The sequence below is a fragment of the Leclercia sp. M-A074-M genome, from assembly GCF_965195605.1.
GTDB lineage: Bacteria > Pseudomonadota > Gammaproteobacteria > Enterobacterales > Enterobacteriaceae > Enterobacter.
This window is the reverse complement of record NZ_CBDAHM010000004.1, coordinates 163,753-189,984: the sequence shown is the minus strand read 5'-3', so window position 1 is coordinate 189,984 and position 26,232 is coordinate 163,753. Positions and strand designations below refer to the sequence as shown.

The 26,232-nt window shown below is 54.7% G+C and carries 27 protein-coding genes and 1 pseudogene; 15 read left to right on the top strand and 13 right to left on the bottom strand.

All coding sequences use genetic code 11. The features are described from left to right. The first annotated feature begins 224 nt into the window (after window positions 1-224). The 5 genes from ACOKCT_RS10505 to ACOKCT_RS10485 all read left to right on the top strand — a co-directional run bounded on the left by ACOKCT_RS10505 (window position 225) and on the right by ACOKCT_RS10485 (window position 6,096). Window positions 225-1,139 (top strand): bestrophin family protein, encoded by a 915-nt coding sequence (locus ACOKCT_RS10505; RefSeq protein ID WP_103179579.1) that lies wholly within the window; start codon window positions 225-227, stop codon window positions 1,137-1,139. A gap of 151 nt (window positions 1,140-1,290) precedes the next feature. After that, window positions 1,291-2,286 carry an alpha/beta fold hydrolase gene (locus ACOKCT_RS10500; protein ID WP_103179580.1) on the top strand — a complete coding sequence of 332 codons (996 nt, stop codon included), beginning with the start codon at window positions 1,291-1,293 and terminating at the stop codon, window positions 2,284-2,286. 48 nt (window positions 2,287-2,334) lie between these two features. Further along, a complete protein-coding gene (locus ACOKCT_RS10495; protein ID WP_114387091.1) occupies window positions 2,335-3,075 on the top strand; it encodes a response regulator in 741 nt (246 codons plus the stop codon). Next, entirely contained in the window at window positions 3,072-4,373 is a 1,302-nt protein-coding gene (locus tag ACOKCT_RS10490; protein ID WP_420193461.1) for an ATP-binding protein, read from the top strand. The genes ACOKCT_RS10495 and ACOKCT_RS10490 overlap by 4 nt, the downstream gene beginning before the upstream one ends. A gap of 532 nt (window positions 4,374-4,905) precedes the next feature. After that, window positions 4,906-6,096, top strand: coding sequence for a cytochrome c biogenesis protein/redoxin (locus ACOKCT_RS10485; RefSeq protein ID WP_420193460.1), 1,191 nt, complete (start codon window positions 4,906-4,908; stop codon window positions 6,094-6,096). Here ACOKCT_RS10485 and tam read toward each other — a convergent pair whose 3' ends face one another. After that, window positions 6,097-6,855: a trans-aconitate 2-methyltransferase gene (gene tam, locus ACOKCT_RS10480; RefSeq protein ID WP_156654468.1), complete on the bottom strand. Its 759-nt coding sequence runs from the start codon at window positions 6,853-6,855 to the stop codon at window positions 6,097-6,099. It lies immediately after the preceding gene. 87 nt (window positions 6,856-6,942) lie between these two features. Beyond that, the gene (locus ACOKCT_RS10475; RefSeq protein ID WP_420193459.1) at window positions 6,943-7,527 is read right to left on the bottom strand and encodes an NUDIX domain-containing protein; all 585 of its coding nucleotides are present in this window, start codon (window positions 7,525-7,527) and stop codon (window positions 6,943-6,945) included. Between the two features lie 86 nt (window positions 7,528-7,613). Between ACOKCT_RS10475 and ACOKCT_RS10470 the strand changes: the two genes are divergently transcribed. From ACOKCT_RS10470 to ACOKCT_RS10450, 5 genes are all read left to right on the top strand, one after another. Then, window positions 7,614-8,369, top strand: a complete 756-nt coding sequence (locus ACOKCT_RS10470; protein WP_420193458.1) for a DeoR/GlpR family DNA-binding transcription regulator — start codon at window positions 7,614-7,616, stop codon at window positions 8,367-8,369. A gap of 64 nt (window positions 8,370-8,433) precedes the next feature. Beyond that, window positions 8,434-8,793: a hypothetical protein gene (locus ACOKCT_RS10465; protein ID WP_139156342.1), complete on the top strand. Its 360-nt coding sequence runs from the start codon at window positions 8,434-8,436 to the stop codon at window positions 8,791-8,793. A gap of 153 nt (window positions 8,794-8,946) precedes the next feature. Further along, window positions 8,947-9,249, top strand: a complete 303-nt coding sequence (locus ACOKCT_RS10460) for a metalloregulator ArsR/SmtB family transcription factor (protein WP_420193514.1) — start codon at window positions 8,947-8,949, stop codon at window positions 9,247-9,249. Next, window positions 9,239-9,670, top strand: coding sequence for a YeeE/YedE family protein (locus tag ACOKCT_RS10455; RefSeq protein WP_420193457.1), 432 nt, complete (start codon window positions 9,239-9,241; stop codon window positions 9,668-9,670). The genes ACOKCT_RS10460 and ACOKCT_RS10455 overlap by 11 nt, the downstream gene beginning before the upstream one ends. Window positions 9,671-9,679: 9 nt before the next feature. Beyond that, window positions 9,680-10,093 carry a DUF6691 family protein gene (locus ACOKCT_RS10450; protein WP_420193456.1) on the top strand — a complete coding sequence of 138 codons (414 nt, stop codon included), beginning with the start codon at window positions 9,680-9,682 and terminating at the stop codon, window positions 10,091-10,093. A 9-nt stretch (window positions 10,094-10,102) separates the two neighbouring features. Here ACOKCT_RS10450 and ACOKCT_RS10445 read toward each other — a convergent pair whose 3' ends face one another. After that, a complete protein-coding gene (locus ACOKCT_RS10445) occupies window positions 10,103-10,660 on the bottom strand; it encodes a GNAT family N-acetyltransferase (protein ID WP_420193455.1) in 558 nt (185 codons plus the stop codon). 164 nt (window positions 10,661-10,824) lie between these two features. Between ACOKCT_RS10445 and grxB the strand changes: the two genes are divergently transcribed. Both grxB and ACOKCT_RS10435 read left to right on the top strand, forming a co-directional pair. Next, a complete protein-coding gene (gene grxB / locus ACOKCT_RS10440) occupies window positions 10,825-11,460 on the top strand; it encodes a glutaredoxin 2 (protein ID WP_420193454.1) in 636 nt (211 codons plus the stop codon). 113 nt (window positions 11,461-11,573) lie between these two features. Continuing rightward, a complete protein-coding gene (locus ACOKCT_RS10435; RefSeq protein WP_420193453.1) occupies window positions 11,574-11,891 on the top strand; it encodes a YebG family protein in 318 nt (105 codons plus the stop codon). 174 nt (window positions 11,892-12,065) lie between these two features. Here ACOKCT_RS10435 and catA read toward each other — a convergent pair whose 3' ends face one another. From catA to ACOKCT_RS10415, 4 genes are all read right to left on the bottom strand, one after another. Further along, the gene (gene catA, locus ACOKCT_RS10430) at window positions 12,066-12,728 is read right to left on the bottom strand and encodes a type A chloramphenicol O-acetyltransferase (RefSeq protein WP_103179593.1); all 663 of its coding nucleotides are present in this window, start codon (window positions 12,726-12,728) and stop codon (window positions 12,066-12,068) included. Between the two features lie 177 nt (window positions 12,729-12,905). Then, the gene (locus tag ACOKCT_RS10425) at window positions 12,906-13,862 is read right to left on the bottom strand and encodes a sensor domain-containing diguanylate cyclase (protein ID WP_420193452.1); all 957 of its coding nucleotides are present in this window, start codon (window positions 13,860-13,862) and stop codon (window positions 12,906-12,908) included. A 332-nt stretch (window positions 13,863-14,194) separates the two neighbouring features. Beyond that, on the bottom strand, window positions 14,195-14,962 hold the full coding sequence (locus tag ACOKCT_RS10420; RefSeq protein ID WP_159338912.1) for an alpha/beta fold hydrolase: 768 nt from the start codon (window positions 14,960-14,962) through the stop codon (window positions 14,195-14,197). Between the two features lie 73 nt (window positions 14,963-15,035). After that, window positions 15,036-15,857 (bottom strand): alpha/beta fold hydrolase, encoded by an 822-nt coding sequence (locus ACOKCT_RS10415; RefSeq protein ID WP_156654474.1) that lies wholly within the window; start codon window positions 15,855-15,857, stop codon window positions 15,036-15,038. A gap of 150 nt (window positions 15,858-16,007) precedes the next feature. On the opposite strand from ACOKCT_RS10415, the gene ACOKCT_RS10410 reads away from it, so the two are divergent. Continuing rightward, the gene (locus tag ACOKCT_RS10410; protein WP_159338911.1) at window positions 16,008-16,475 is read left to right on the top strand and encodes a MarR family winged helix-turn-helix transcriptional regulator; all 468 of its coding nucleotides are present in this window, start codon (window positions 16,008-16,010) and stop codon (window positions 16,473-16,475) included. 89 nt (window positions 16,476-16,564) lie between these two features. On the opposite strand, the pseudogene ACOKCT_RS10405 reads toward ACOKCT_RS10410, so the two are convergent. Both ACOKCT_RS10405 and ACOKCT_RS10400 read right to left on the bottom strand, forming a co-directional pair. Next, window positions 16,565-16,847, bottom strand: a pseudogene (locus tag ACOKCT_RS10405) (helix-turn-helix domain-containing protein); the annotation flags it as partial. 181 nt (window positions 16,848-17,028) lie between these two features. After that, window positions 17,029-17,934, bottom strand: a complete 906-nt coding sequence (locus tag ACOKCT_RS10400; RefSeq protein ID WP_420193451.1) for a LysR family transcriptional regulator — start codon at window positions 17,932-17,934, stop codon at window positions 17,029-17,031. Between the two features lie 116 nt (window positions 17,935-18,050). Here ACOKCT_RS10400 and ACOKCT_RS10395 point away from each other — a divergent pair, with 116 nt between their 5' ends. Beyond that, the gene (locus tag ACOKCT_RS10395) at window positions 18,051-19,460 is read left to right on the top strand and encodes an MFS transporter (RefSeq protein ID WP_420193513.1); all 1,410 of its coding nucleotides are present in this window, start codon (window positions 18,051-18,053) and stop codon (window positions 19,458-19,460) included. Between the two features lie 92 nt (window positions 19,461-19,552). Continuing rightward, window positions 19,553-20,389 carry an alpha/beta fold hydrolase gene (locus ACOKCT_RS10390; RefSeq protein WP_156654477.1) on the top strand — a complete coding sequence of 279 codons (837 nt, stop codon included), beginning with the start codon at window positions 19,553-19,555 and terminating at the stop codon, window positions 20,387-20,389. A gap of 47 nt (window positions 20,390-20,436) precedes the next feature. Here the strand turns inward: ACOKCT_RS10390 and ACOKCT_RS10385 are convergent, their stop codons facing one another. The 4 genes from ACOKCT_RS10385 to ACOKCT_RS10370 form a co-directional block, all read right to left on the bottom strand. Further along, window positions 20,437-21,618 (bottom strand): PLP-dependent aminotransferase family protein, encoded by a 1,182-nt coding sequence (locus tag ACOKCT_RS10385; RefSeq protein ID WP_214421960.1) that lies wholly within the window; start codon window positions 21,616-21,618, stop codon window positions 20,437-20,439. A gap of 133 nt (window positions 21,619-21,751) precedes the next feature. Next, window positions 21,752-23,746 (bottom strand): TonB-dependent receptor domain-containing protein, encoded by a 1,995-nt coding sequence (locus ACOKCT_RS10380; protein WP_420193450.1) that lies wholly within the window; start codon window positions 23,744-23,746, stop codon window positions 21,752-21,754. Between the two features lie 10 nt (window positions 23,747-23,756). Continuing rightward, window positions 23,757-24,818 (bottom strand): YncE family protein, encoded by a 1,062-nt coding sequence (locus ACOKCT_RS10375; protein WP_420193449.1) that lies wholly within the window; start codon window positions 24,816-24,818, stop codon window positions 23,757-23,759. 105 nt (window positions 24,819-24,923) lie between these two features. Next, the gene (locus ACOKCT_RS10370) at window positions 24,924-26,231 is read right to left on the bottom strand and encodes a type II toxin-antitoxin system HipA family toxin (RefSeq protein WP_103179601.1); all 1,308 of its coding nucleotides are present in this window, start codon (window positions 26,229-26,231) and stop codon (window positions 24,924-24,926) included. Between the last annotated feature and the right edge of the window lies 1 nt (window position 26,232).

The window sequence follows — 26,232 nt, the reverse complement described above, 5'->3', positions numbered from 1 at the left end:
GCCTCCCTCTCTCCTGACGGGAGAGGGGGAGCGCCCGCATAGGTTATCCTGACCGGTTACCTTTTTTAGTTACAACATACTTTAATCTCTTTTTATTCGAGCAGGATGAAACACCGTGCGGTCTGAACAGGCTTAGCAAAACGACAGCATTTTTTAACAAACTTGCAACCGTGATAACGATCACGTTTAATAGTCACCGCTCTTTTTTCCCGATGAAGCTGACTATGATCGTTCGACCCCAACAGCACTGGTTACGTCTTATTTTTGTCTGGCACGGTTCCGTGCTGACCAAAATCTTTTCCCGCCTGTTCCTCAATTTTCTGCTCTCCATCGTGGTGATCCTGATGTTGCCCTGGTATACCTCGCTGGGCATCCGGCTGACGGTCGCGCCGTTCAGCATTCTTGGGGTCGCCATCGCAATCTTCCTCGGTTTTCGAAACAACGCCTGTTACGCCCGCTATGTTGAGGCGCGACAGCTGTGGGGGCAGCTGATGATTGCCTCGCGCTCCCTGTTCCGGGAAGTGAAGAACACGCTGCCGGACGATCCGGCGTTAGGGGAGTTTGTCCGCCTGCAGATCGCCTTTGCCCACTGTCTGCGCATGACCCTGCGCAAACAGCCCCAGGCCGGGCAGCTCTCAAAATACCTGTCAGCAGAGAACCTGCGGGCCGCGATGGACTCCAGCTCCCCGGCGAACCGCATCCTGCTGATCATGGGGGAGTGGCTGGCGGTAAGACGCCGCAATGGTGAACTGTCGGATATCCTGTTTCACAGCCTGAATATTCGCCTGAATGATATGTCCACGGTGCTGGCGGGCTGCGAGCGGATCGCCAATACCCCGGTGCCGTTCGCCTACACGCTGATCCTGCACCGTACGGTCTACCTGTTCTGCATCATGCTGCCGTTCGCGCTGGTCAGCGATCTGCACTACATGACGCCGTTCGTCTCGGTATTGATTTCCTATACCTTTATCTCGCTCGATACCCTGGCGGAAGAGCTGGAAGAGCCGTTCGGCGTCGAGAATAATGACCTGCCGCTGGATGCCATCTGCAATGCGATGGAGATTGATTTGCTACAGATGAACGACGAGCAGGAGATCCCGGCGCGCAAACTGCCGGACAAGTATTACCAGCTGACGTAATTTCCCGGGTCATCGGGCCGCCTTTTGTATCGCAGTGTATCTGCGCGCGAGCGCGATACACCGCCTTGCAAAACGGCCAAATCTGCACATATTCGCCATACATCAGGGTGATGAGATAAGCGGGTCGAATAGCTGACCCGGAGAAATCACCATGATGAACAAACTGGCTTACTCAACCCTGGCCTTAACCCTCTCATTTGCCACCGTATCCGCCTGTCAGGCCGAGGCGGCAGGCAGCGATTATCACGCGGCCTTTAAGCAGATCCACCAGATTGACGCAGGCGATCTGAATATTGGCTATGTCGATATCGGGCCGAAAAACGGCGAACCGGTGATCCTGCTGCACGGATGGCCGTACGATATTCAGAGCTATGCCCAGGTGGCTCCCGCGCTGGCGGCAAAAGGCTACAGAGTGATCGTCCCGTACAACCGCGGTTTTGGCACCACGCGTTTCCTCTCCTCTACCACCCCACGTAATGGCCAACCGGCGGCCATGGCGAAAGATGTGATTAACCTGATGGACGCCCTGAAAATCAAACGCGCGGTCTTTGCCGGTTACGACTGGGGCGCGAGAACGGCGGATATTGTGGCGGCGCTGTGGCCGGAGCGCGTGAAATCGCTGGTTTCGGTGAGCGGGTATCTGATTGGCAATCAGCAGGCGGGGGCGAAACCGTTGCCGCCGAAGGCCGAACTGCAGTGGTGGTATCAGTTCTACTTCGCCACCGAGCGCGGTGAGAAGGGGTATGCGGCCAACACCCACGACTTTGCGAAACTGATCTGGACCCTGGCATCCCCCGGCTGGAAATTCAGCGATGCGACCTTTAACGTCAGCGCCAAAGCGCTGGATAACCCGGATCACGTGGCGGTGACCATCAGCAACTATCGCTGGCGTCTTGGGCTGGAGCGGGGTGAAAGCCGTTACGACAGCGATGAGCAGAAGCTGGCGGCCGCACCGACCATCAGCGTGCCCACCATCACCATCGAAGGTGACAACAATGGCGCACCGCATCCGGAGCCTGCGGCGTATGCGGCAAAATTCACCGGCAAATATCAGCATCGCACCTTTACCGGCAATATCGGCCACAATCCGGCCCAGGAAGATCCGCAGGATTTCGTCAAAGCGGTGGTGGATGCGGACAAGTTATAAGCCAGCTATGCTATTTTTTTGCCCATCGCTGAAAAACAGGAGCTTAGGGTGGAGACAACCGATCACATTCTTGTCGTGGATGATGACAGAGATATACGCGAGCTGATCGTCGATTACCTGGTGAAGTCCGGCTATCGCGCCACGGGTGCGGCCAACGGCAAGGAGATGCGCGCCGTGCTCGACAGGCAGGCCGTGGATATGGTGGTGCTGGATATCATGATGCCGGGGGACGATGGCCTCACGCTCTGTCGCCAGCTGCGCAGCGGTCAACATAAGGATCTGCCGATTTTGATGCTGACCGCGCGCCATGACGATATGGATCGCATTCTGGGCCTCGAGATGGGCGCAGACGACTATGTGGTTAAACCCTTTGTGGCGCGTGAGCTGCTGGCGCGGATCAAAGCGATACTGCGCCGGTTTCGCACGCTGCCGCCCAATCTGCAGGTGACCGAAGCCGGACGGATCATCGCCTTTGGCGACTGGCAGCTCGACACCAGCGCCCGTCATCTGCTGGACGCTACCGGCACCATCGTGGCGTTGAGCGGGGCGGAGTACCGTCTGCTGCGGGTATTTGTCGATCATCCTCAGCGCGTATTAACCCGCGATCAGCTGCTTAACTTCACCCAGGGGCGGGATGCAGAGCTGTTTGAACGTTCAATCGATCTCCTGGTCAGCCGGGTGCGCCAGCGCTTAAATGAGGATGCGCGCACACCACTGTATATAAAAACAGTACGTAGTGAAGGCTATGTCTTTTCGATGCCCGTCAGCATTATTGAGGCCAAAGAATGAGGCTCTGGCCGCGCTCGCTTCATTACCGCCTGCTGCTGATTGTCCTGCTGGGGTTGCTGCTCGCCAATGGTCTGAGCCTGACGCTGGTGCTGGCCGAGCGGATGAGCAGCGCCCGGCACGTGATGCTCGGCAATCTGGAAGATGATGTTTCCACCAGCGTGGCGATTCTGGACAGGCTGCCGGCCAATGAACGGGCGCAGTGGCTGCCGCGTCTTGAGAGGGGCAACTATCGTTATCTGTTGGGGCCAGGTGAGCCGGGGGCACCTCCGGCCGATGCCCGTTCACGGGATGCAGTCCGGACCCTGACGGAGACGCTCGCAACCCACTATCCGCTGCGCTTCACGGCGGTGCCGGGGCCGGTTTCGCACATTCAGGCCCACCTGACGCTAAGCGACGGCTCGCCGCTGACGCTGGATCTCACCCCCCGCATGCCCCCGGTCGCCCGCTGGCTGCCGGTGGTCTTTGTGATCCAGCTTTTATTAGTGGTGATCTGCGCCTGGCTGGCGGTGCGCCAGGTGGTGCGGCCCTTTACCCACTTTACCCGGGCAGTGGACACGCTCGAACCCACCAGCCCCAATCCGCTGACGCTCACCGAACAGGGGCCGCTGGAGGTACGTCAGGCGGCGCGCGCCTTTAATGCCATGCAGGCGCGGATCCAGGCGTCGCTCAAGGAGAGGGCGCAGATTCTGGCGGCTATTTCGCACGATCTCCAGACGCCCATTACCCGTATGCGGCTGCGCGTGGAGATGGCCGATCAGCCGGATCTGCGCGACAAGCTCACCCAGGACCTGGACAGCATGACGCGCCTGGTGCGCGAGGGAATAGACTACGCGCGCTCGTCCGGCGTGGCGCCTGAACCGGTTCGTAATGTCGATCTTTATACCTTTATTGATACGCTGGTCTGTGACTACAGCGATACCGGCAAAAACGTGCAGTTCTCGGCGGTGAGAAACCACATGCCCTTTGCAACCCGTCCGCAGGCGCTGCACCGGATCCTCACCAATGTGCTGGATAATGCCCTGAAGTTTGGCGATAAGGCAGTGGTGACGCTGACGACAGATGATAACAGAGTGCAGATTGCCGTGGAGGATAACGGGCCGGGTATTCCGGAGCATGAGCTGGCGGCGGTGTTGCAGCCCTTTTACCGGGTGGAGTCTTCCCGTAACCGGGAAACCGGGGGGACGGGGCTGGGGCTGGCGATAGCGGCACAGCTTACGGGGCAGTTGAACGGGGAGTTGCAGTTGGTGAACCGGGCTGAAGGGGGGCTTTGCGCACGGATAACGTTGCCGATGGTTTGATTTTGTACCCTATCGCCGGGTGGCGGCGTTGCCTTACCCGGCCTACAACATAGCGATGCTAAAGCAATCGAATCATTACAGTAGGTTAAAAGACATACAGCGACGCCCGTGTCCGGCTGAAAATCGCTGAGGCGTTGACCGCAGGCCGGGGCGAGACGCATGGACGCGCCGAGAGGGGGCGACCTACATGGATGTAGGATCGCCCCCGACCCGAAAGCCGGAGGGAATAAGCCGAAGGCACCGCAACGCGGCGATTTTCTTTGCCGGGAGCCGGGGTAGCCAGGGGGGAGGCGGCGAGCCCCCCTGGCACGTTCACCGGTTCCTTTGTACCAGAGGAGCAAGGAACGTAAGGTGAACGGAACCACCTCGGTAGCCATATGTATACCCGTACCCTTCATCACGCCAATTGTACCGCAATGTATCTCCGCTCAACGCCCATACATCACCTGACAAAAAACCCTATCCCTCAACACACCGCAAACACATCCCCACGCTGTAATGGCCTCACTATCAACTGGTAAGTGAGGTGTTTATGTTTCTTGTGATCGCATTTTTAGGCGGCATGGTCAGTCTGCTCAGCCCCTGCACGCTTCCCGTTATTCCTCTGCTGTTCGCCGGATTCCGCGGCCAGCGGCGTCAGCTTGTCGCTATGCTGTGCGGTATGGTGATGATGTTTACCCTGGTCGCCAGCCTGATCGCCGTCGCCAGCGACTGGGTGGTGAGCGCCACCATCGTGGGACGCTGGGTGGCGCTGGTGCTGCTGAGTCTCGCCGCCCTGGCGTTGATCTTCCCATCTTTAGCGCAGCGTATCGCCGGGCCAGCGTTACGCCTCGGCAATATGATCAATTCCCGGAGCAACTCTACCCGCGGCTTAGCCTCGGCGGTGCTCGCCGGGCTGGCGGTCGGGCTGCTGTGGTCGCCCTGCGCCGGACCGGTGTTAGGGGCCATTCTCAGCCTGAGTCTCGCGGGTCATAGCCCGATTGCCACCGACAGCCTGCTGGCAGCGTATGGCAGCGGCTGTGCAGTAATGCTCGCGCTGCTTGGCTTCAGTGGGCAGGCGCTTATCGCCCGCCTGAAAGCCAAATCGGGTCTGATGGAGGGGCTGCGAAAAACCGCGGGGGTGATGATGCTGATGTCCGTTGCGTTTACGGCGTTTGGTCTGAACAGCCTCTTTCAGGGGGCAAACGGGCTGGCCGACCGGCTGGAGAAAACGCTGCTGCAACTGGCGCCAGGGAGCCAGACTCCGCCGACCCTTCAGCCGGTGGCACAGCCGGTCACCACCAGCGCGATGCCCTCTCTGGAAGGTGGTACCGGATGGCTCAACGGCGAGCCGGTCAGCCCGGCGTCGTTAAAAGGCAAAGTGGTGCTGATCGACTTCTGGACCTGGGACTGCATTAACTGTCAGCACTCGCTGCCGTACGTTCGCGACTGGGCCAACAAATATTCGTCACAGGGTCTGGTGGTGATCGGCGTCCATACCCCGGAGTATCCGTGGGAGAAACCGCTGGCCTCGGTGCAAAAAGCCATTAACAAATGGCAGCTGCCGTACCGGGTGGTGACTGACAATAACTATAAAATCTGGACCGCCTTTGGCAATCGCTACTGGCCTGCACACTACTTCTTCGATGCCAAAGGGCAACTGCGTTACGCCTCTTTCGGCGAAGGGAATACTGACAAGCAGGAGCAGGTGATCCAGCAGCTACTGAAAGAGGCAAAAGCGTAGCTACGGTGCGCGTCGGGCGATGATAAACAGCCGCGGAAAGGCCAGCAGTATCTGCCCGTTTTCCTGGAGTGGATACTGCTCCTCCAGCAGCTGATGATAGCGATGCAGATAGCGCTGCTGCTCACTCTCATTGAGATCCTGAAGCCACGGACGCAGGCCGGTGGCGCTTACCCAGTCGACGATCGCCTGGTGGGAGGCCATCTGGTGATAATAGGTCGTACGCCAGATATCCACCTCGCAGCCTGCCTCGGTCAGGATATCGTAATAGGCATGGACGCCGGGGAGCGCTGTCCGGCCGCGATCCGGATAATCCTGTTCAAACGCCACCTCACGCATCAGCACGTGGGTGGGCTCCAGGTCGTTATCCGGCATCTGGATAGCCAGTACGCCGTGCAGTTTCAGCATTGAGACCAGATGCGGCAGCAGCTCATAGTGATTCTCTACCCACTGTAAGGAAGCATTGGCGTAAACCACGCTCAGGGTGCGTTCGGGACGGTAGTGGCGAATATCCGCCTCAATAAACCGACAGCCTGGCAGGGTGGCTCTGGCTTCTGCGAGCATGGCGGGCGAGGTATCGACGCCGGTTATCTGCGCCGTGGGCCAGCGCTGCTGCAACAGCGCCGTGCTGTTGCCCGGTCCGCAGCCGAGATCGACCACATCGGTAACGTTATCCAGCGCAATCCGGGACAGCAACTCTAAGGCGGGGCGGGTGCGTTCCGCGCCATATTGCAGATACAGGCCAGGGTTCCAGTCGGTCATGCGGGCATCTCCAGTTTGCTCTTTTCTGAAGTGTAGATGATTAGGTTTCAGACATGACAGAAATCCCTTTCTGTCGGTGCGCGGATGTTAGACGATCTTCTTCAGAGCGACGTGGTAGAGCAGCATGATGGTTTTGCCGTCGACGATAGTGCCATCATCAATGGCCTGGAGCGCCTGTTCTATCGGCCATTCCAGCACTTCGATATCTTCACCTTCGGCCTCGATACCGCCCCCTGCGCCGGTGCGATCCCCAGAGTGATATTCCGCGATGTAGAAGTAGAGCTTCTCGGTGACGGAGCCGGGGCTCATAAAGGCTTCGAACACCTTCTCCACCTGGTCAATCTGGTAGCCAGTCTCTTCTTCCACTTCGGCTTTGATGCGCTTTTCCGGGGCCATGTTATCAAGCAGGCCTGCGGCGGTTTCGATCAGATAACCGTCGTGACCATTTATATAGACCGGAAAGCGAAACTGGCGGGTGAGGATCACCGTTTTTTTTTCGCGGTTATAGAGCAGGATGGTTGCGCCGTTTCCCCGGTCGTAGGCTTCGCGGTTCTGACGCTGCCACTCCCCGTTGCGACGACGCAAATCGAAGGTATATTTTTTGAGTGTGTACCAGTCATCTGACAGCGTTTTGCTGTCGAGAATGCGTACTTCTGCACGAGTTGATTGCACGATGCCTCCTGAATAGGTAGATTGACCATCATAGTCTGCACATTCGTGCAATATCAAGATCAAACATGCAGCCTCAGGAATCTCTCATGCTCACCCGTCAACGCAAACAACTGATCCTTGAAAAACTGAATACCGAAGGGGAGGTGCTCTCTAAAACCCTCAGCATCGAATTTCAGGTGTCCGAAGATACCATTCGCCGGGATCTGCGCGAGCTGGCAGCCGAGGGGCGTTTACAGCGGGTGCATGGCGGCGCGCTGCCGGCATCTAAGGCGGTATCCAGCTTTGCCGAGCGCAGCCACCTTGGCATCGACGCCAAAAAGCGGGTGGCGCAGAAGGGGGTTGAGCTTATCTTGCCGGGACAGGTGGTGATGATTGATGGCGGGACGACCACGACCGAGCTGGTTCGCTGCTTGCCGGCGGATCTCTCCTTTACGGCGGTCACCCACAGTCCCGGTATTGCGCTGGCGCTGGTGGACCATCCCCGGGTTGAGGTGATCCTGATTGGCGGGCGTTTGTTTCGCCACTCTATCGTCACGGTGGGAGCCGCCGCGATTGAGGGTATCGAACGTATCCATGCAGATCTCTTTTTCATGGGAGTAACCGGTATTCACCCGGAAGCAGGGTTAACCACCGGTGATTATGAAGAAGCGTGCATCAAGCGTGCATTTTCCGGCAGGGCCGCCGAAACGGTGGTGCTGGCGTCGCCGGAGAAGATAAATACCGCTTCACCCTTCCTGATTGGCGAGCTTTCACTCATTAACACCGTAGTAGTTGAACCGGATACCGACAGTCGCTGGGTTGAGGCCGTGGTTGGGCAGGGCGTGTCGGTTGTTAAAGCGTGATACGGAAATGCTGATCGCAGGAAGAGCGTAGCCGTATAAGCTACGCTTTTGCAGTAACCTGTTCATGACTAAGGACTGCGTGATGCTGCAAAAAATCAGCCTTCTAACCCTTGCCTGTTTACTCTTCACCGGCTGTATGTCCATGTCCGGTGAGGGCACTTCACCCGAAGAGAAGAAGTTTCGTAAAGTCGAGGCCGCGGCGAAAGAGTGCGCCGAGATTGTGAAAAACCAGACTATCGAACTCACCGCCGAGGGCAAAGACGCCGACACCCGCTGGACGACCCTCGACTATGTGGGGCCCGATCAGCGTACCCGCACCGTAGAATATCGTACCTCGTCGGTGCTGGATAATGGCGAACCGGGCAGAGCGTGGCAAAGCTGTATGTCGGATAAAAAAGCGCTGGTGCCTGAGCTGAAATTATAAGGTCAGGCCAGATGGGGGAGAAAAAAATGCCGGCAGCCATCTGCCGGTTTTTTTTGCTATGCGGCCCGGCTTACAATATACTAAAATACATTATATAAATATGTATATTTATGGGTGCATATCGTGACTACGAATAGCGATATTCAGGATGCAATGAAACAGGCGGCACTGGGGGCTGCGGAGCTTTTGCGCGGTTTGTCCAATGCGGACAGACTGTTGTTGATGTGTCAGTTAAGCCAGGGGGAAGCGAACGTCGCGCAGCTTGAAGAGGCGGTGGGGATCCGTCAGCCCACCCTGTCCCAGCAGCTGGGCGTATTGCGGCGTTTAAAGCTGGTGGAGACCCGACGTACAGGTAAACAGATTTTCTACCGGATTGAGGATCCGCGGATCTTCACGCTGCTCAACACCTTATATGACCTCTATTGCCCACAGAAAGGTACCGATCATGATCGTTGATTTCGCTCACTTTACGCCGTTGAGTAGCCTCGCGGGGGGGATGTTAATCGGGCTTGCCGCCATACTGCTGATTCATTTCTGCGGACGAATCGCCGGGATCAGCGGCATTATGGCGGGGATGCTGACGAAACAGACCCGTAACGAGGGGTGGCGGATAGCCTTTTTAGCCGGTCTTATCGGTTCACCTCTGCTGTTCAGCCTTTTCTTTCCCTTACCTGAGATAACGGTTCAAACCTCGTGGCCACTGATTATTGTGGCGGGCCTGCTGGTGGGCGCCGGGACGCGTCTGGGATCCGGGTGTACCAGTGGGCACGGCGTCTGCGGACTGTCGCGTTTTTCCAGACGTTCCCTGGCGGCCACGCTGACCTTTATGGCGGTCGGTATTATTACCGCAACGCTGACCGGTTTCTGGCTCGGTTAAGGAGGAGATATGTTAATGGTCATTGCCGCGTTTCTGTGTGGCCTGATTTTTGGCGTGGGTTTGCTGATAAGCGGGATGGCAAATCCGGAGAAGGTGCTTGGCTTTCTGGATCTCTCTCAGCCCTGGGATCCCTCTCTTGCCTTCGTGATGCTCGGGGCGATTGCGGTGGGGACAGTCGGCTTCAGGTTAGCTAAAGGCAAACAAACGTCGTTTTGCGGGGCGCCGATCCGGCTGCCGGAGAATAACACCGTAGACCGCGCGCTGCTGATGGGCGCTGTTCTGTTCGGTCTGGGTTGGGGGCTGGCGGGTATTTGTCCCGGACCGGCGCTGGTCTTACTGGGTGCGGGCGCAGGGAAGGGAGTGCTGTTTGTGTTGTCGATGCTGGCCGGAATGTGGTTCGTGAACAAGGTCCGGCCAGCGTAACACCGCGATTCAGGACATTGACTCCGCTTCTGGCAGAACAAGGGAATTGAGGACATGGTCCTGCCAGATCCCGTTTATCTTGAGGTAGGAGTGGGCATAGCCCTCTTTGACAAACCCGAGGCTGGCAAGCGTTTTACTGCTGCGCGCGTTATCAGGAAGATGGTTTGCCATAATCCGGTGAAAGCCGTAATGCATCTGTACATAATCCAGAGAGTCTTTAAGCGCCTCTTGCATGAGTCCTTTCCCCTGATGAGCGTGATCGAGAGAGAAACCGAGATAGCACGCCTGGAAAACCCCAAAGATAAAATTGGTGAAATTAATGCTGCCGATGATGTTATTTTCACCTTTTAACGTGAAAACGATTTGCAGACATTTTCTTGCTTCATAATCTTTCTGCGCACTCGCAATCCGTTGGGACACGCTATCCAGTGTGAAATAGTCTTCATTACGCAATGGTTCAAAGGGCGCGAAATGTGAGCGATTTTCCAGCAGGAAAAGCTGGAATCTTTCTGCCAGGTCGGGCGTCAGCAGCCAGACATCTGTACGTTGAGTGGAAAATAACTTCATATGTATATCTCATTAACATTGTGGTTACATCTATTGTACTGATTACAAGATTGATTTTCAGCTGACTTCAACCTACTAAAGTTAGACTGGTAACCCTGACCCGATTTGCCCGATCCTGTCAGGTCATTCCTCCCTCATACAACTGTATAAAGAAAGAGAGCGCTATGAAACTCTATGTATATGAGCATTGCCCGTTCTGTATCCGCGCGAGAATGATCTTTGGTCTTAAAAAGGTGCCCTTCGAGCTGGGCGTAATAATGGAAGGGGATGTCGAAACGCCAACCTGTATGGTGGGCAGAAAGGTCGTGCCGATCCTGCAAAAAGAAGAGGGCGCTTACATGCCGGAAAGCATGGATATCGTCCATTATGTCGATCAGCTTGACGGCAAGCCGGTGATTAAAGGTGAATGCGATCCCCTGATTGAGGCCTGGTGCAAAGAGAACACGCGCACCGTCTTTAACCTGGCGATCCCACGTTTTACGCGGGCAGATTTTCAAGAGTTGTCCACCCCAGCCGCACGCGAAGCCTATACCCAGCGTGAGATAAAAGCGTTTGGCGATCTGGAGGCATTACTGGCCAATAGTCAGGCCTGTATCGATACGCTGGTGGATGAACTGGCTAAAATCGAGCCTTATCTGCGTGCCAGACACCCGATAAGCATCACCGATTTTTACCTTTTCCCGGTGCTGAACTCGCTGACAATTGTGAAAGCGTTCCCGTATCCGGACTACCTGAGCGGCTATCTGGACCACGTTGCGACGTCCTGTAACGTACCGCTCTTTACCGATAAGGCGTTGTAATTGAAGGGGGGCCGCCCCCGAACATATTAAGCAGGTTTACCCAGCGCATTTTTGGCTGCAACACAAACCGGGAAGTGTTATACTGTATATAATTACAGTATAGGGGGTGCATAATGGCTGTTGAAACAAAATATGTTGTCGTAAGAAAAGGTGAAGAGAAAATGACATTTGCCAGTAAGAAAGAGGCTGACGCTCACGACAAACTGCTCGACCTCGCAGAAGCGTTCACCGACTGGCTGTTGCAAAGTGACATGCAGATGGATGAAACGCAGGCTGAAAATCTGGGGCTCTATTTCGCCGAGCAGAAAGAGGCCGTGCAGCATATTCTGCGTACCAGCAAACTTCCCGATCTTAATGCCGCAACAGCAGCAGAGAAAGCAGCGTCAGATGAAGGTGGCAGTAAAAAAATCAGAGCAGTTAAAGCTGCCTGATCAACACATCATTGCTGAGCCTGTCGCCGCAAGCGGGTAACTGCTTGCGGTTTTTTTTGTCATATGCCAGGCGCAGATGGTTGATTGTGGTGAGGAAGGCAGGAAGCGGGCAGAGCATTAACATAATCGTCATCGCCTGGACCCGTTCCTCGCTTAACTACAGAAGCGGCCCGTTTAAGCGCGGTGCGGTAAGTCGCTCATTATCTCTTGTATTTCATTGAACAGTCTTGCCAGATGGAAACCATCGCAAACGGAATGATGGACCTGAACGGCGAGCGGCAACAAGGTCTTTCCATCCTGTTCGTAGTATTTGCCAAAGGTGAACATGGGCGCGAAAAAGTTCTTCATGTTTGCAACGTTGACATTGAAACTGGTAAACGTTGCCCAGGGAATAGCCGATACGAAAAATATATTGTCCGGTGACTCGCCCTTAGGCCAGTAAGAAAGGTTATTTCCATAGCGTGCAACGTCCTCAGAATAGGTTTTTTGGAAGTGCGCCATATTGCCATCGTAATAACTCCATATTGATGAGAATGTCTCCGTTTCATTATGGAAAATGGTGTAGCTCGGATAAACTTCCTTCCATATAACCAGCTCATCGTCCTTCATAGCCATACGAAACTCGGTATGCCTGTTTACCACCTCAGAAATGATGGAGATGATAGTAGGGTAAAACTTCCAGCCAACATCTTTAATATGTTTCAGCAGATCGGTGATGTCTAAATTAACAGTCTGGTTGATGGTGCTCTGAGCAAAAGACTGAAATACTGCAAAATGTTCCTTCCTGGCCCAACGAGATAAGTCAACAGGCGTATATTCTGGGATTGTTTTTTTCATTTTTAACCCTTTGATTAGCGATGTAATTCAGCGTTCAGCTAAGATTTTTCCATGATAAACCAGCATATCTCATTATCACTCTGATATGCATCGGTAAAGTGAGGCTGATTGCCAGTTACGTTAAGAAGAGCGGTGGCTGCGACGGTACCTTAAAGATTGCTGCGCAAAGCGCTCCTTTTAAAGCTGTCTTCTGCGCTTCACTGAGTACATCACTTCGTCACTCTTTTTGATCATTTCGTCAAGCGACGAATAGTGGCCCTGATCATTGTGCAGAACGCCAGAAGAGTAATTGATGTTATAGGGTTTACATGATTTTTCGTTGTAATTGTCCACCCCCCTACGAAGCGCATGCAAAAAAGCTTCCGTAGAACTCCGGGTGGTAATGAGCACGGCGAATTCGTCCCCACCCAGCCGGCCGGCAATATCGCCGGGATTGAGGAACTGAAACAACAGTCCTGAGAAGACTTTCAGAACCTCATCGCCTTCAGCATGCCCCCAAAGATCATTGATAGGTTTGAATTTATCCAGATCAAAAAAGATAAGACTGAACGGTGTATTACGCTCAGTGAGGGTGCGAAACCGTTTTTCTCCTGTCCGGTAAAAACCCCGCCGATTCGCTATTCCGGTCAGACTGTCGGTCATCGCCATGCCGATGACCTGAAATTCATCCTCAACAATGAAAGCCAGATCCTTGAGTGAAGCAATATCCTCGTCGTTAAAGCTGCGGGGGATGGTATGAATGAGGCAAAGCGTACCTGCCACTTCTCCGTCAGGGAGATGCACCGGATAGCCAGCGTAAAATCTGATGTAAGGTTCACCGGTGACCAGGGGATTATCATGAAAACGCTCATCAACAGATGCATCGTTAACGATAAAAGCGCCATCCTGCAAAATGGCATGCCCACAGAATGAGATATTACGTGGCGTTTCCCGGACACCGAGACCCTCGCATGCAATCAACCATTGTCGCTCGCGATCCAGCAGGCTTATCAGGACCACAGGTACCTGAAAGATTCGCCTGGCAAGCCGGGTAAGACGATCAAAACGCTCATCGTCTCTGGTATCAAGCAGGTCTGCGAGATAAAGCGACTTTAGTCTTTCTTCTTCATTTTCCGGTATGCCGGGGAATTTCATAGAACCTCAACGACTTATGCGCGTTTTTGATATTTTCATCTACACCACAATATTCTTTAGCTGAGTATAGGATAAGCAGAAATTACCCGCCTGTCTGGACACTGATATCTGTTTCTGTCGGGGCTTGTCAGATAAAGAACCGTATCCATTTTTAAAAATGGGGACTCGTTCGCGAAGATAGAGAAAACGCCCGCCTTTACCGCAGGCGGACGATCTCTCTTCTGTTTATTTCGAAGGCAGCAGACACTGTATACCCCGGCGGTTGCACCGCAGTAAAAAGTCCGGGACAGTGCCTCTGACGGGGAAGGGCGTCAAAGAGAGGACAGAGACATTTATTTCGCGGCTTCCTCAATAAGTGTGGCTACGTCCTGAGGATGAGAAACCATCACGACATGAGATGCCCCTTTGATCACCACGGTGTGCTTTGATCCCGCGCGTTCAGCCATAAAACGCAAACTTTGGGCAGGGATATTTTTGTCGCCATCACCATAAATGAAGTAAGAGGGCACTGTTTTCCAGGCGGGGGCTCCCGATTTTTCAGTTAATGCTGCTTCGGTCACGGGTCGTTGTCCTGCCGCCATCAGCGCAGCTTTTTCAGCTGACACGTCATGAGCGAATTGCTGGTGGAACTTCGACTGCTCAATGGACAGATCGACATTACCATCAGCCAGCTTAACCGGCGTGGAAAGCGCCTCGCCAAGCGTGCCTCCGGGGAATTTCCCCGCCAGTTCAGCGGCAGCTTCACCCGCGTCAGGAGCAAATGCGGCGACATAAACCAGTGATTTAACATTTTTCGTTTCCCGGGCTGCGTTCGTTATTACCTGGCCGCCATAGGAATGTCCGACAAGTACCACAGGTCCTTTAATATTGCTCACAACAGAAGAGACGTAAGCCGCATCAGTCGAAACACTGCGCAGCGGATTAGCCGCTGCAACGACGTTATACCCATCTTTTTGCAGGATACGGGTGACATCATTCCAGCTAGATGAGTCAGCAAAGGCTCCATGAACCAGGACAACAGTCGGCTTTGCGGTTTCGGCGAAAGCACTGGCAGACAGCAGAGCGGTAGCAATAGCGAGGGAGGCAGCAAATTTAGACATGATAGTTTCCCTTTAACTCAGTTGATGAGGTATGCGTATGATGGATGTGGCCTGTATGGAACAGGCCACCTCGTTAGCCGCGAATAAAGCCCAGTACGTCAGCATTAAAGCGGTCGGCCTCTGTCTCAGCCAGACCATGTGAGCCGCCGGCATATATCTTCAGTGTGGCGTGCGCAACGATCTCAGCGGCGCGGTGTGCTGATGCCTTAATGGGCACAATCTGGTCATCGTCACCATGAATAATCAGAGTAGGGCGATCAATCTGCTGCAGATCGCGTGTGTAGTCGACCTCGGAGAACTCATGGATGCAGTCATATTGTCCTTTAATACCTCCCTGCAGCCCGATCCTGCGAAAGTTTTCCCGCAGCCCGTCATTGGTTGGTACATGGTCGCGATTGAAGCCATAGAATGGAATGGTCAGGTCGAAGAAGAACTGAGCACGGTTTTTAGCCGTTCCTTCGCGAATGGCATCAAATACCTCCAGCGGAGTGCCGTCGGGGTTAGCATCCGTCCGGAGCATCTGAGGAGGTACTGCGCCAACCAAAACAACTTTAGCTACACGGGAAGTACCATGACGACCGATATAATGTGCAACTTCGCCACCCCCTGTGGAATGGCCTACTAAAATCAGGTCCTTCAGATCCAGTGCTTCAATAAGTTCGGCCAGATCGTCAGCATACCGATCCATATTGTTGCCATGGAATGTCTGGTCCGAACGCCCGTGGCTGCGCCGGTCATGAGCGATGACTCTGAAGCCATTCTGGCTGAAGAAGAGCATCTGCTGATCCCAGGCGTCTGACGATAACGGCCATCCGTGAGCAAAGAGGACTGGCTGACCTGAACCCCAGTCTTTATAAAAAATGCCAGTCCCGTCTGTCGTTGTGAATGTGGACATATTGTTCTCCTGTTATGGGTTGTATGTTGCTGCGCAATTGATTTGTGCACGATTTGTTTGTGTATGAATTAATCTGGCACTGATTTTTGTTGTTGTCAATCGCTTGCAATTAAATCGTACACAAATTATTTTAGAGGGACTGGAGGACATATGACTAAAGAGATAAATACCGGGGATTTACTCCCGGATGTGCACGGCATGCTCTGCTTCTCGCTATACTCCGCGGGACATGCGTTTACGCAGCTCTATCGCCCAATGCTCGATAAGCTGGGATTAACCTATCCCCAGTACCTGGTGATGATCACGTTGTGGAATCAGGATGGACGCACCGTGAAGGAGCTGAGTGGAATACTCTTCCTTGAGTCCAGCACGCTCACGCCTTTACTTAAGCGGCTGGAGAGCGCGGGGTTGATCACACGGACACGCAATCCGAAGGATGAACGTGAAGTGCTTATTCATCTGACAGAGAAGGGGGACACACTGAAAATTGAGGCCAGCAATATCACGCGCTGTATTGTGGATACCCTTGGAATGGATGCGGATGCAGTTGCTGACATCAAAGCATCAGTCGATAAGATCCGCGATCGGATACACCGGGCACAGAGACCGGACAACTGATGATGCGATAAAGGCAATAGGGTCCTGTATAACATGAAGTTGTAGGGGGATATCTTCTGGTATTCATCCGGGGGATAAACCCTGAATAGCGACCGGACCGTTTCTTTGGACAGGTGAACATCGTGCAGTTCTGCGAGTTTTTCACCTGCAAGCGTCGGCCCGAAGTCGGTATAGCGTTCTCGGATAATATTGAGTGCGTACCGGGCAAGACCATCAGGCGTTAGCCATACCTGGTGGGCCAGTTTCACGGTAACGCGACAGAAGGCATCTGCACTGACGATCGGAGATACCCAGCCGCTGCGCGACCATCTGAGTGGTCAAACGCCGGTCGACAAAATCCAAAACGAAAAACACAGCTGAATGTGCCATCATCGGAATCCATCGATGCTGAATCTTACTGTGAACTGCCCAGACCGGACATTATAATTTTGCTATCACCATGTTAGTGCGCATAATGTATATTATGTTAAATGCGATCTATGGCAGCAACGCAGACGTACCGGGCCTCGTATTACGCGCCCAGCTTTATCCCCTCGCCTCAACTTCTCATTCATCACCGTACACTCCGACACACCTCAAGCACTTTTTCTCTCAGCCATCGATGACCGGGATCTCTTTCCATTCTCGGATGCCACATCTGCGACACCGTGATGGCACGGGTCTTGAACGGCAGTTCGAATACATGCAGTTGCTCTGTCATCTGCGGGTTTTGCAAATACAACGCCGGAACCATGGCGATAAGATCCGATGCCAGCGCCACGGACAACGCCGTCGGAAAGCCAGGCACCACGCTTGCCACCTTACGGGACAAACCTGACTCCGCCAGTGCATCATCCACAAACCCATGTAATGATCCATTGGGCGCGGCCACCACATGGCCCCAGGCAACATAATCCTTTACGCTGATTTCCGGTAACGATGCCAGCGGATGCGTCTTCCGCACGGCGCCGACAAACCGGTCCTGAAAAAGTCGCTGCAGGCGAATTTCCGGCCCCATATTGCCCTGGACGCCAATCTCCAGATCGACCAGACCCTCGCGCAGATAGCGCGACGTTTTTTCAGGCTTGGGCGCAAAACGGAGACAGACATCCGGGGCGGCCTCCGCCACCGCGGCAATCAGCGCCGGGCCAAACGCGACGACAAATCCATCGTTGGCCCGGATAGTGAACAGGCGCGCCAGACTTTCCAGCCTGAGCGTCTCCATTGACGGCTGCAACACTGCCCTCGCCTCCTGAACCGCATTTCTGGCGCGATCCCGGGAGGCTTCTGCCCAGGGGGTCAGCACCATATTTCGTCCGGCCCGCACCAGAATCGGATCGCCTGTCACCTCGCGCAGCCTGTTGAGCGTGCGGCTCATGGCAGATGCACTCAGGTTTAAGCGCCGTGCAGCACCGGCCACGCTCGCTTCTGCCAGCAGAATGTCGAGGGCGACCAACAGGTTAAAATCGGGATCGGACATAATAAACCTCAGATAAGGCGTTCGGTGCAATGATTAAGTGTAAACCATGCGTCTTCCGCCTTATATACCTCGTGCTTATAGTTTCGTCATTAAAACCCCCTTAAGGAGTTCAGATGATGACGCTATTTTCAAACCAACCCGGTGATGAGGGGCTGCCTGGCCCGGCGCGCGCCCGGGTGATGATCGCCGTAATGGTGACCACCCTGATGGGGGTGTTTGATGGCACCATGATCAACATTGCCCTGCCCTCTATGGCGCAAGCGATGCAGGTGCCTGCAAGCTACGCGGTCTGGTTCGCCAACGGTTATCTGCTCTCTGCGGCAATGACGTTGATGATTTTCGCCTCCCTCGCGACGATCTATGGCACTCGCCCCATTTTTCTGTCGGGGCTCGCCACCTTTACGCTGACCTCACTGGGCTGCGCACTGGCAACTACCCCAGAAATGCTTGTGGCAATGCGTATTATGCAGGGGATCGGCGGCGCGGCGACGTTAAGTATTGCTCCGGCGATCCTGCGCGGCGTTTTCCCGGGACGACTGCTTGGCCGCGTGCTGGGTCTGCATGCCCTGCTTATAGCATCCAGCACCGCCATTGGCCCGGTGCTGGGCGGCACGATACTGGATACCCTGAGCTGGCAATGGTTGTTTGCCATTAACATACTTCCGGGAACCTTAGCCCTGTTGCTGGCTTTCAGGGCGCTACCCGGAAAAACAACGTCCGGCAAAACTGCGTTTGACCTTCCTGGCGCGCTGCTGTCAGCGACCCTTTTGGGAGCAATGATTATGGCGGCGAACAGCCTTCACCAGGTGGCGGTCTGCTGGGGACTTCTCGCCCTGTTCAGCACGATGCTGTTTATCTGGCATATTCGCCGCGCCAGGGCGCCCATACTGCCGCCCGTTATATTCAAGAACGGACGTTTCACCCTCGCGGCATTAACGTCACTGGCCTCTTTTGTCAGCCAGGGGATCACCTTTGTTGCGTTGCCTTTCCTGTTTCAGAGCGTATATGGCTACAGCCCTGTTGTATCCGCGCTGCTGTTCGTGCCCTGGCCGATAGGTATTGTGCTGATCGCGCCCCACGCCGGCCGCTGGGCAGACACGGTTTCTGCGCCGCTGATCTCGACTCTTGGGCTGGCCATCTTTGTTGTGGGGTTGATCCTGCTGGCGATGCTGCCCGCCTCGCCTTCCGTATGGGATATCTGCCTGCGTAGCCTGGTTTGCGGAATCGGATTTGGATGTTTTCAAAGTCCTAACAACCGGGAAATGTTGTCGAATGTTGCTCGCGAACAGGCAAGCTATGCATCCGGGGTATTATCCATTGCCCGAACTTTCGGGCAGTGCCTGGGCGCCGCTGTTGTAGGTATCCTGCTGACCCTCATATCGCCGGTAGCCGGCCAGACGTTAAATGAACGGGCTGTCCATTTCGCCCTGTGGGTCGCAGTTGCTGCGTCTGTCGCTTCAGTGTTGTTTAGCCTCAGCCGACTGCGCAGAACGCATGCGTTTTCGTTAGGAGGAAGCAATCGTTAATCTTCTCAACTAGACTTCTTAGCGGCTGTACGTCTTTAACTGCGGACGCAGCCCACTTCACTCAGGTTCTTTTATTCCCCGAGAGGTCTATCATGTCATTTGTTACCACCAACGATGATGTCAGTATCTTCTATAAAGATTGGGGTCCTAAAGATGCACAGCCCATTTTCTTCCACCACGGCTGGCCATTAAGCGCTGACGACTGGGATAACCAGCTGTTGTTCTTTTTAGCTGAAGGTTTCCGCGTTATTGCCTCCGACCGTCGTGGTCATGGCCGCTCAAGTCAGGTCAGCGATGGACACGATATGGATCACTACGCCGCCGATGTGTCTGCCGTTGTGGAACATCTGGATCTGCGTAACGTTGTCCATGTTGGTCACTCCACCGGCGGCGGACAGGTTGCGCGCTATGTGGCGAAATACGGTCAACCGCAGGGGCGCGTGGCGAAAGCGGTATTAATCAGCGCCGTACCGCCATTAATGGTGAAAACGCCGGAAAATCCAGGCGGTACACCGTTGGAGGTTTTTGATGGATTCCGTAAAGCGCTGGCCGCAAACCGGGCGCAATTTTATCTCGACGTGGCGACGGGCCCCTTCTACGGCTTCAACCGAACGGGGGCTGAAATATCCCAAGGGACTATTCAGAACTGGTGGCGGCAAGGGATGATTGGCAGTGCGAAAGCGCACTATGAAGGCATTAAAGCCTTTTCCGAGACGGACCAGACCGACGATCTGAAAGCGATCACCGTGCCGGTGCTTATTTTGCAGGGTGATGACGATCAGGTGGTGCCTTATAAGAATGCCAGCCTGCTTCAGGATGAACTTATCAGCAACAGCACGCTGAAAGTTTATCCAGGCTATCCTCACGGGATGCACACCACGCACCCTGATACGATCAACAAAGACTTACTCGATTTTATCCGCAGCTAAGTCAATGATTCGGGTGGCCTTCGCCACCCGTTTTACTTCCGCGCCCCTTATAAGGAGGCTTTCAACCGTGCGACCGCCTCTTGCAGATTTTCATCCGTGACGCTGACGTAGGACATGCGCAGCGTGTTGTGATCCGGCTCGTTACAGTAGAAGAACTCCCCTGGCACGTAGACCACGCCGTTGTTGAGGGTCTTTTTCAGCCACTCGGTAGTATTCATCTCATATTTGAATTTCGCCCACAGGAACATGCCACCCATCGGTTTGTGGAACGTCAGGTGATCGCCCAGGTCGCGCTCCACCGCCTGGCAGAGGATCTCGCATTTATGTTTATAGGCGTCACGGATCAGCGCGATTTGTCCCGCCAGTCGTCCCGTGGTGAGATAGTGATAAGTGAGCGACTGCGACAATGTGCTGGTGTGTAAATCGGTGGCTTGCTTGAGGATCACCACCTGACGCTTCACCCAGTCTGGCAGCACTAACCAGCCTACCCTTGCCCCTGGCGCGAGGATTTTTGAAAAGGTCGAGGTGTAAATCACGTTATCGCTGCACCCCATCTCTGCCGCCCAGGCTTTTAATGGCGTGAAGGTGTTGTCGGTAAAATTGATTTCGCCGTAGGGATCGTCTTCGATAATCACAAAATCGTAGCGCTGCGCTAATTCCACCAACTGCCTGCGGCGCTGCTCTGTCAACGTAACCCCGCCTGGGTTGCCAAACGTCGGTACGATGTAGACCGCTTTGATCGGCGTAGTCTTAACCAGCGCTTCGAGCTCATCAACGATCATCCCTTCGCCGTCGGTACCCACCGACAACAGGTTAGCCTCTGCGAGCTGCAGAACCTGCAGGGCCGCGAGATAGGTTGGACGTTCAACGACAACAATGTCGCCCGGATTGATCAGCGCGCGCGCCAGAATATCCAGTGACTGCTGGGAACCGGATGTGACGACCACCTCGTCGATACCGCAGCGGATCCCCCTGCCGCACAGCAGCTGGCAGATTTCGCCGCGCAGCTCCGGGCTACCTTCGCTCAGACCGTACTGAAAAGCATCCTTCCAGGTGCTGGAGAGCACCTTTTCCATTGCCATTTCCAGCCCTTCGCGATCGAAAAGATCCGGATTGGGAATGCCCCCGCCGAGTGAAATCACCCCTTCCATCTTGCTGTGTTTTAATAGTTCTCTGATCGCCGATGACTGGAGGTTTTGTACTTTGTGGGCAATTTTGTTCTGCGACATCTCTCGTTATCCTGGTTTGTTGTCTCCCAATCTAAGTATCACATGTCGGCGGGTTTGATAATCACTTTCTGTGGCAGAAAAGCGAGGAATAACAATTGCAGAAGCCGGAGCACGACGGCTCCGGCAGTAAGGTTCAGAACTCGATACGGGCGCCGAAGTTATAGCGGCGGCCTTCCAGCATCGAAGACTGGTTGTACGAGGTGCGGTAAATCGGGTTTGCGTCAAACAGGTTATAGATGCCGGTCATTAACGTAACGTTCTTGTTCAGATGGTAACGTGCCCCTAAATCAACCAGCGCGTAGGCTTCTGTTTCGCTGGATTTACCGATGTCCGGTGAGGTGCTGCGCCAGCTCGCTTTGGTCCATAACTCCAGGTCGTTTAGCGCATGCCATGTCAGAGAGACGTTAGCCATGCTTTCCGGAAAGTCGCTCAGGGCGTAACCCTTATACTCGCCGCTCTGTTGTTCGCTGTGAGTCCAGGTATAGTTGGCATTGGCTCTCAACGATGAGGTGACCTGCCAGTCGCCGTTCAGCTCCACACCGTAGATTTCGGCATCGCTGACGTTGAAATACTGGAAGACAGAGTCAGCGACGTAACCATTATACCTGCACTGCTGCGAGGCCGACGTGGTGCAAATGACCCGGTCGCTGATTTTGTCCTTGAATTTGGTGTAGAAGACGGTCGCGTCCAGCGCCAGCGCATCCTGCTGCCAGTAGACGCCAAGCTCGGTGTTGACGCTCTCCTCCGGTTTGAGATCGTCATTACCGATGCCTATTTCCGAATAAGGATAAGCCCCATACACGCTGGTAAAGCCGGCATTATTCTGGCGCAGATCCGGTTTTTTATAGCCCGCCGACACACCGCCCTTCAGCGCCCAGTTTTCATCAAGGGTCCAGTTGCCGTAGAGCTTAGGCGTGACGTGATAACCAAAGTAGCTGTCGTGATCCAGACGCGCCGAGGTCGTTAAGGTGAAATCCGGGACGATCATCCATGCATCTTCGGCGAATACCGCCCAGCCGTTGCGCGATATTTCGCTTACCGGCGTTACGCCCGGCGCCTCTTTATCTTTAATGCCGAACTCATCGTCCAGCTCATTACGGGTAAAGTTGATGCCCAGCGTCAGCTTGTGGTCGCCGAGGGTAAAGGTGTTGGCGCTGTTCGCCTCGTAGTTTTTCTGGGTAATAAACTGTGATGCCATTCCCGGCACGCGGTACTCGGTTTTCGCTTTCTCGTAGCTGACGAAGTTCTTCACCTCCAGTATGTCGCCATACCAGGCGTGCTGCGACAGCGAAGCCGCGTCGCGGTCGAAGCCCCAGTACCACTGTTTATCGTTATGCGTTTTCTCCTGATTCCCTTTCGTAGCGTTCAGATCCCAGAGCTGGGTCTCCGTTGGCGACAGGGCGATCGTCGCGTCCAGGTTGCCGGACTGATGCTTCACAAAACGCTCGTCGTTGACGCTGTCATCGTCGCGACGGTCGAGATAATCCGCGGCCACGCTCACCCCCAGTTTACCGGGGATCACCGGGCCCAGCACAAAGGCATTGGTCTGGTTGGTGTTGCCGTACTCGCTCTTCTCCTGCAGGAAGTAGTTATCCTCCAGTACGCCGGTCCACTTCTCCAGGTTGTACGCTTTTTTAGTGATGACGTTGACCACGCCGCCGATGGCGTCAGAACCATACAGGGATGACATCGGCCCGCGGATCACTTCGATGCGCTCGATGGCGGCCAGCGGTGGCATAAAGGCGGCCTCGGTACCGATATGGTGGCCGTACGGGCGGGATTCGCGGGTGGCCTGTTTGATGCCGTTCACCATGTAGGAGGTATAGGTGGAGTCCATCCCGCGCATCTGGACATCGCCAGTCGCCAGGCTGCCGTGGCCGTTACCCACCAGGAGACCCGGCATCTCGCGCAGGGCTTCGGTGACGTTCTGGTTAGAGCGGGTGTTCAGCTCCTTTTCATTCACCACCGAGATGGTTGCTGGTGCCTCGCGACGCTCCTGGCTGAAGCCTGTCGCGGTCACGACCAGCTCATCTTCGTTAACGGCGGTGGATTCCGCGGCGAAAACGGCCGCAGGAAGATTTGCCAGGGCGAGCGAAACCGCCACGGCCATGCGTGTCTGCTTTATCACAACAGGATCCTTAGAGCTGGGTTAAATCAATCTTGAGCACGTAGTCAGCTTTGTTAGCTTTCTCATCCTGCTTGACGCTGGCATAGAGCGTGCTGGCATCGGCAGACAGCACCAGGCTGTTTGGCATCGCCGTGGTTTTAATGGTGTGTTTCAGGTGATAAGTGGTCGCATCAATCACGCTAATCTGGCGATCGTTACGATGGGTGACGTAGACCTCTTCCCGCGCCGGGTTATACAGCACGCCAACGGAATTAGGGGTCGGCACGCGATGAAGCAGCTTGCCGGTGTCCAACTGCACAACCAGTAGATCTTTGGTGTTGGTGTCGGCGATATACCCCACCCCTTTGCCACTGTTTAGCGCGATATTCAGGAAATAGTGCTTCGGATCGGCAGGATCGACCTTCACGCGGCTGAGCAGCCTGGATGTTTTTGCATCCAGCGCGATCAGTTCCCCGACGCCAGACACGACATACACCTTGTCGCCCGCTTCATCTACTGCAAACCCGACCGGCTCAAGTTTTTCAAGGGTTTGGGCCAGGGCCTGCTTCTGGGTATCCACAACCCAGAGTAATCCTTTATCCTTACGCCCTATCCCGGAGACATAAAGACGCTGATGCTTCTTATCCAGCACCACTTCACGCAGGTGCACGCGATTTTCTGGATCTGACGTGTCGCTCAGCTGAATTGTTTTAATGGCTTTATCAGTACGGGTATCGAGCAGCGTGACCGACCCTTCCAGCGAATTACCCAGATAAAGGCGATGATTTTCTTCGTCCAGCGCGACGGCGAATGTGCGACGTTCCGTGGGGATCTTCGCTTCAATTTGCAGCGTCTGCGCCGCCAGCTTAAAGACCAGTCCGTCCGATTTGTCTTTATCAAAGGAAGGCGCTGACGCGGCATAAAGGGCCTGCTGGCCCTTATCGTAGGCCAGCTCGTACACGCCGTGCCCAAGTGGCTGGGTGACGAAATCTTTCTCGGTAAAGGTTTTAGCGAGTACAACGCCAGAGTGCGTTGCCAGGGAAATGGCGACGGCACACAGAGTTTGCTGTATTAGGGCAGAGGGAATATGCATGTCATTTTTCTTTACAGTTGCTTACGTAAAGACAAATGATAATGAAAATAAATATCATTAACAATTGCAAATGGGGTTTGCTACCCTACCAATTTTTGTACCGATTTAATCAAAGCGGCTTATTCTCGCCGCCTGGCTTACCAGACCGCGGAAAATCGCCTCGCTTATCTGTTCCGGAAAATCCGCTGGCAATTCCGCCCTGACGGTGGCGATCGCCTCATCCGTGCGGTCGGCCATCTCTTTCATCAGCCTCCGGGCGATCTCCTGCGAAAAGCCTGCGTGCGCAGCGGTACTGATAAAGTGACGCGGCTGGATCATCGCGAAATGGTACTGGCGGTTTTTGCCCTGTAATGCCATGGCCATCTTCGCTTTTTTGGCCGGGATACTCCCTGCCTCAAACAGCGGAAAGGCCGAAATCACATCGTATAACGGGGCCATGCGAAACGAAGAGTCCGCTTCGATAAACAGGCTGAAATTCTTACCGTGACCATCAATCGCGGCCAGCATCCAGAACAGGATCTGCGCTTTGAAGAACATCTCCCGATCCTGCGCTGCCAGGCGGGAACCGAGCAGCAGTTTCATGGCATCGGCGATGCCCGGCCCGCCGTGGGACTCATACTTCAGTGCCGGAGCGATGCCCAGCGCCTGACAAAAATCTTCCTGCGGCAGGCGCATCAGCCACCCGCTGCGGGCCCAACGGCGATCGAAGCGTTCAATAATCAGCACTTTTTTGCGACTAAAGGTGGCCATTTCGGCATGCGCTACCGGAAATCCAAAGGCTTTTGCGATCCGTAAGCAGAGCCACTCGTTTTCACAGCTCTCGCTGAGATCGATATTGTTCTGCTCTATTCTGCCGATCGGCAATTTGAATATATGGCTGGTTGGTGTACTACCCTGAGGCCGCTGCCAGCGATCCTGATACCATAGCAACGCCGTTTTCTCCTGCGCCCCGGCCAGCGAAATGCGAAAATCAGCCCCCTCTTCGCTCATCCCTAACGGGGCCATCTGGTAACCCTCCAGCAAGGAAGCAATCTGCTCGTCATCCAGCGGTTCGGCGACGATATCCATCACCGATGGGATCTCCAGCCCCGGTGGATAGAGCTGAATGGCACCCACGCAGTCTCGTCCGACACTGGCGAGCAGATCAAAGGGATGTGCCGTCTCAACCTGAAAACGGGCCTGCATGCGGGCGATTATCGCCTCTGAGTCTGGCAACAGGTTGCTGAAAAAATTGAAGACCTGCTTTCCGCGGATCCTCCCGTGCTGGAGCGGCAAAGAGAGCGAAATGGCACGTGCGCCAGGCTCTGCCAGCCACTCGGGCGCATACTGAAATGACATCGCGCCGCTGCCATCACGATGCAGCGTACCCACCACTTCGCCATTCATGGCAACAGTCAGACGTTGAGCGCGCATC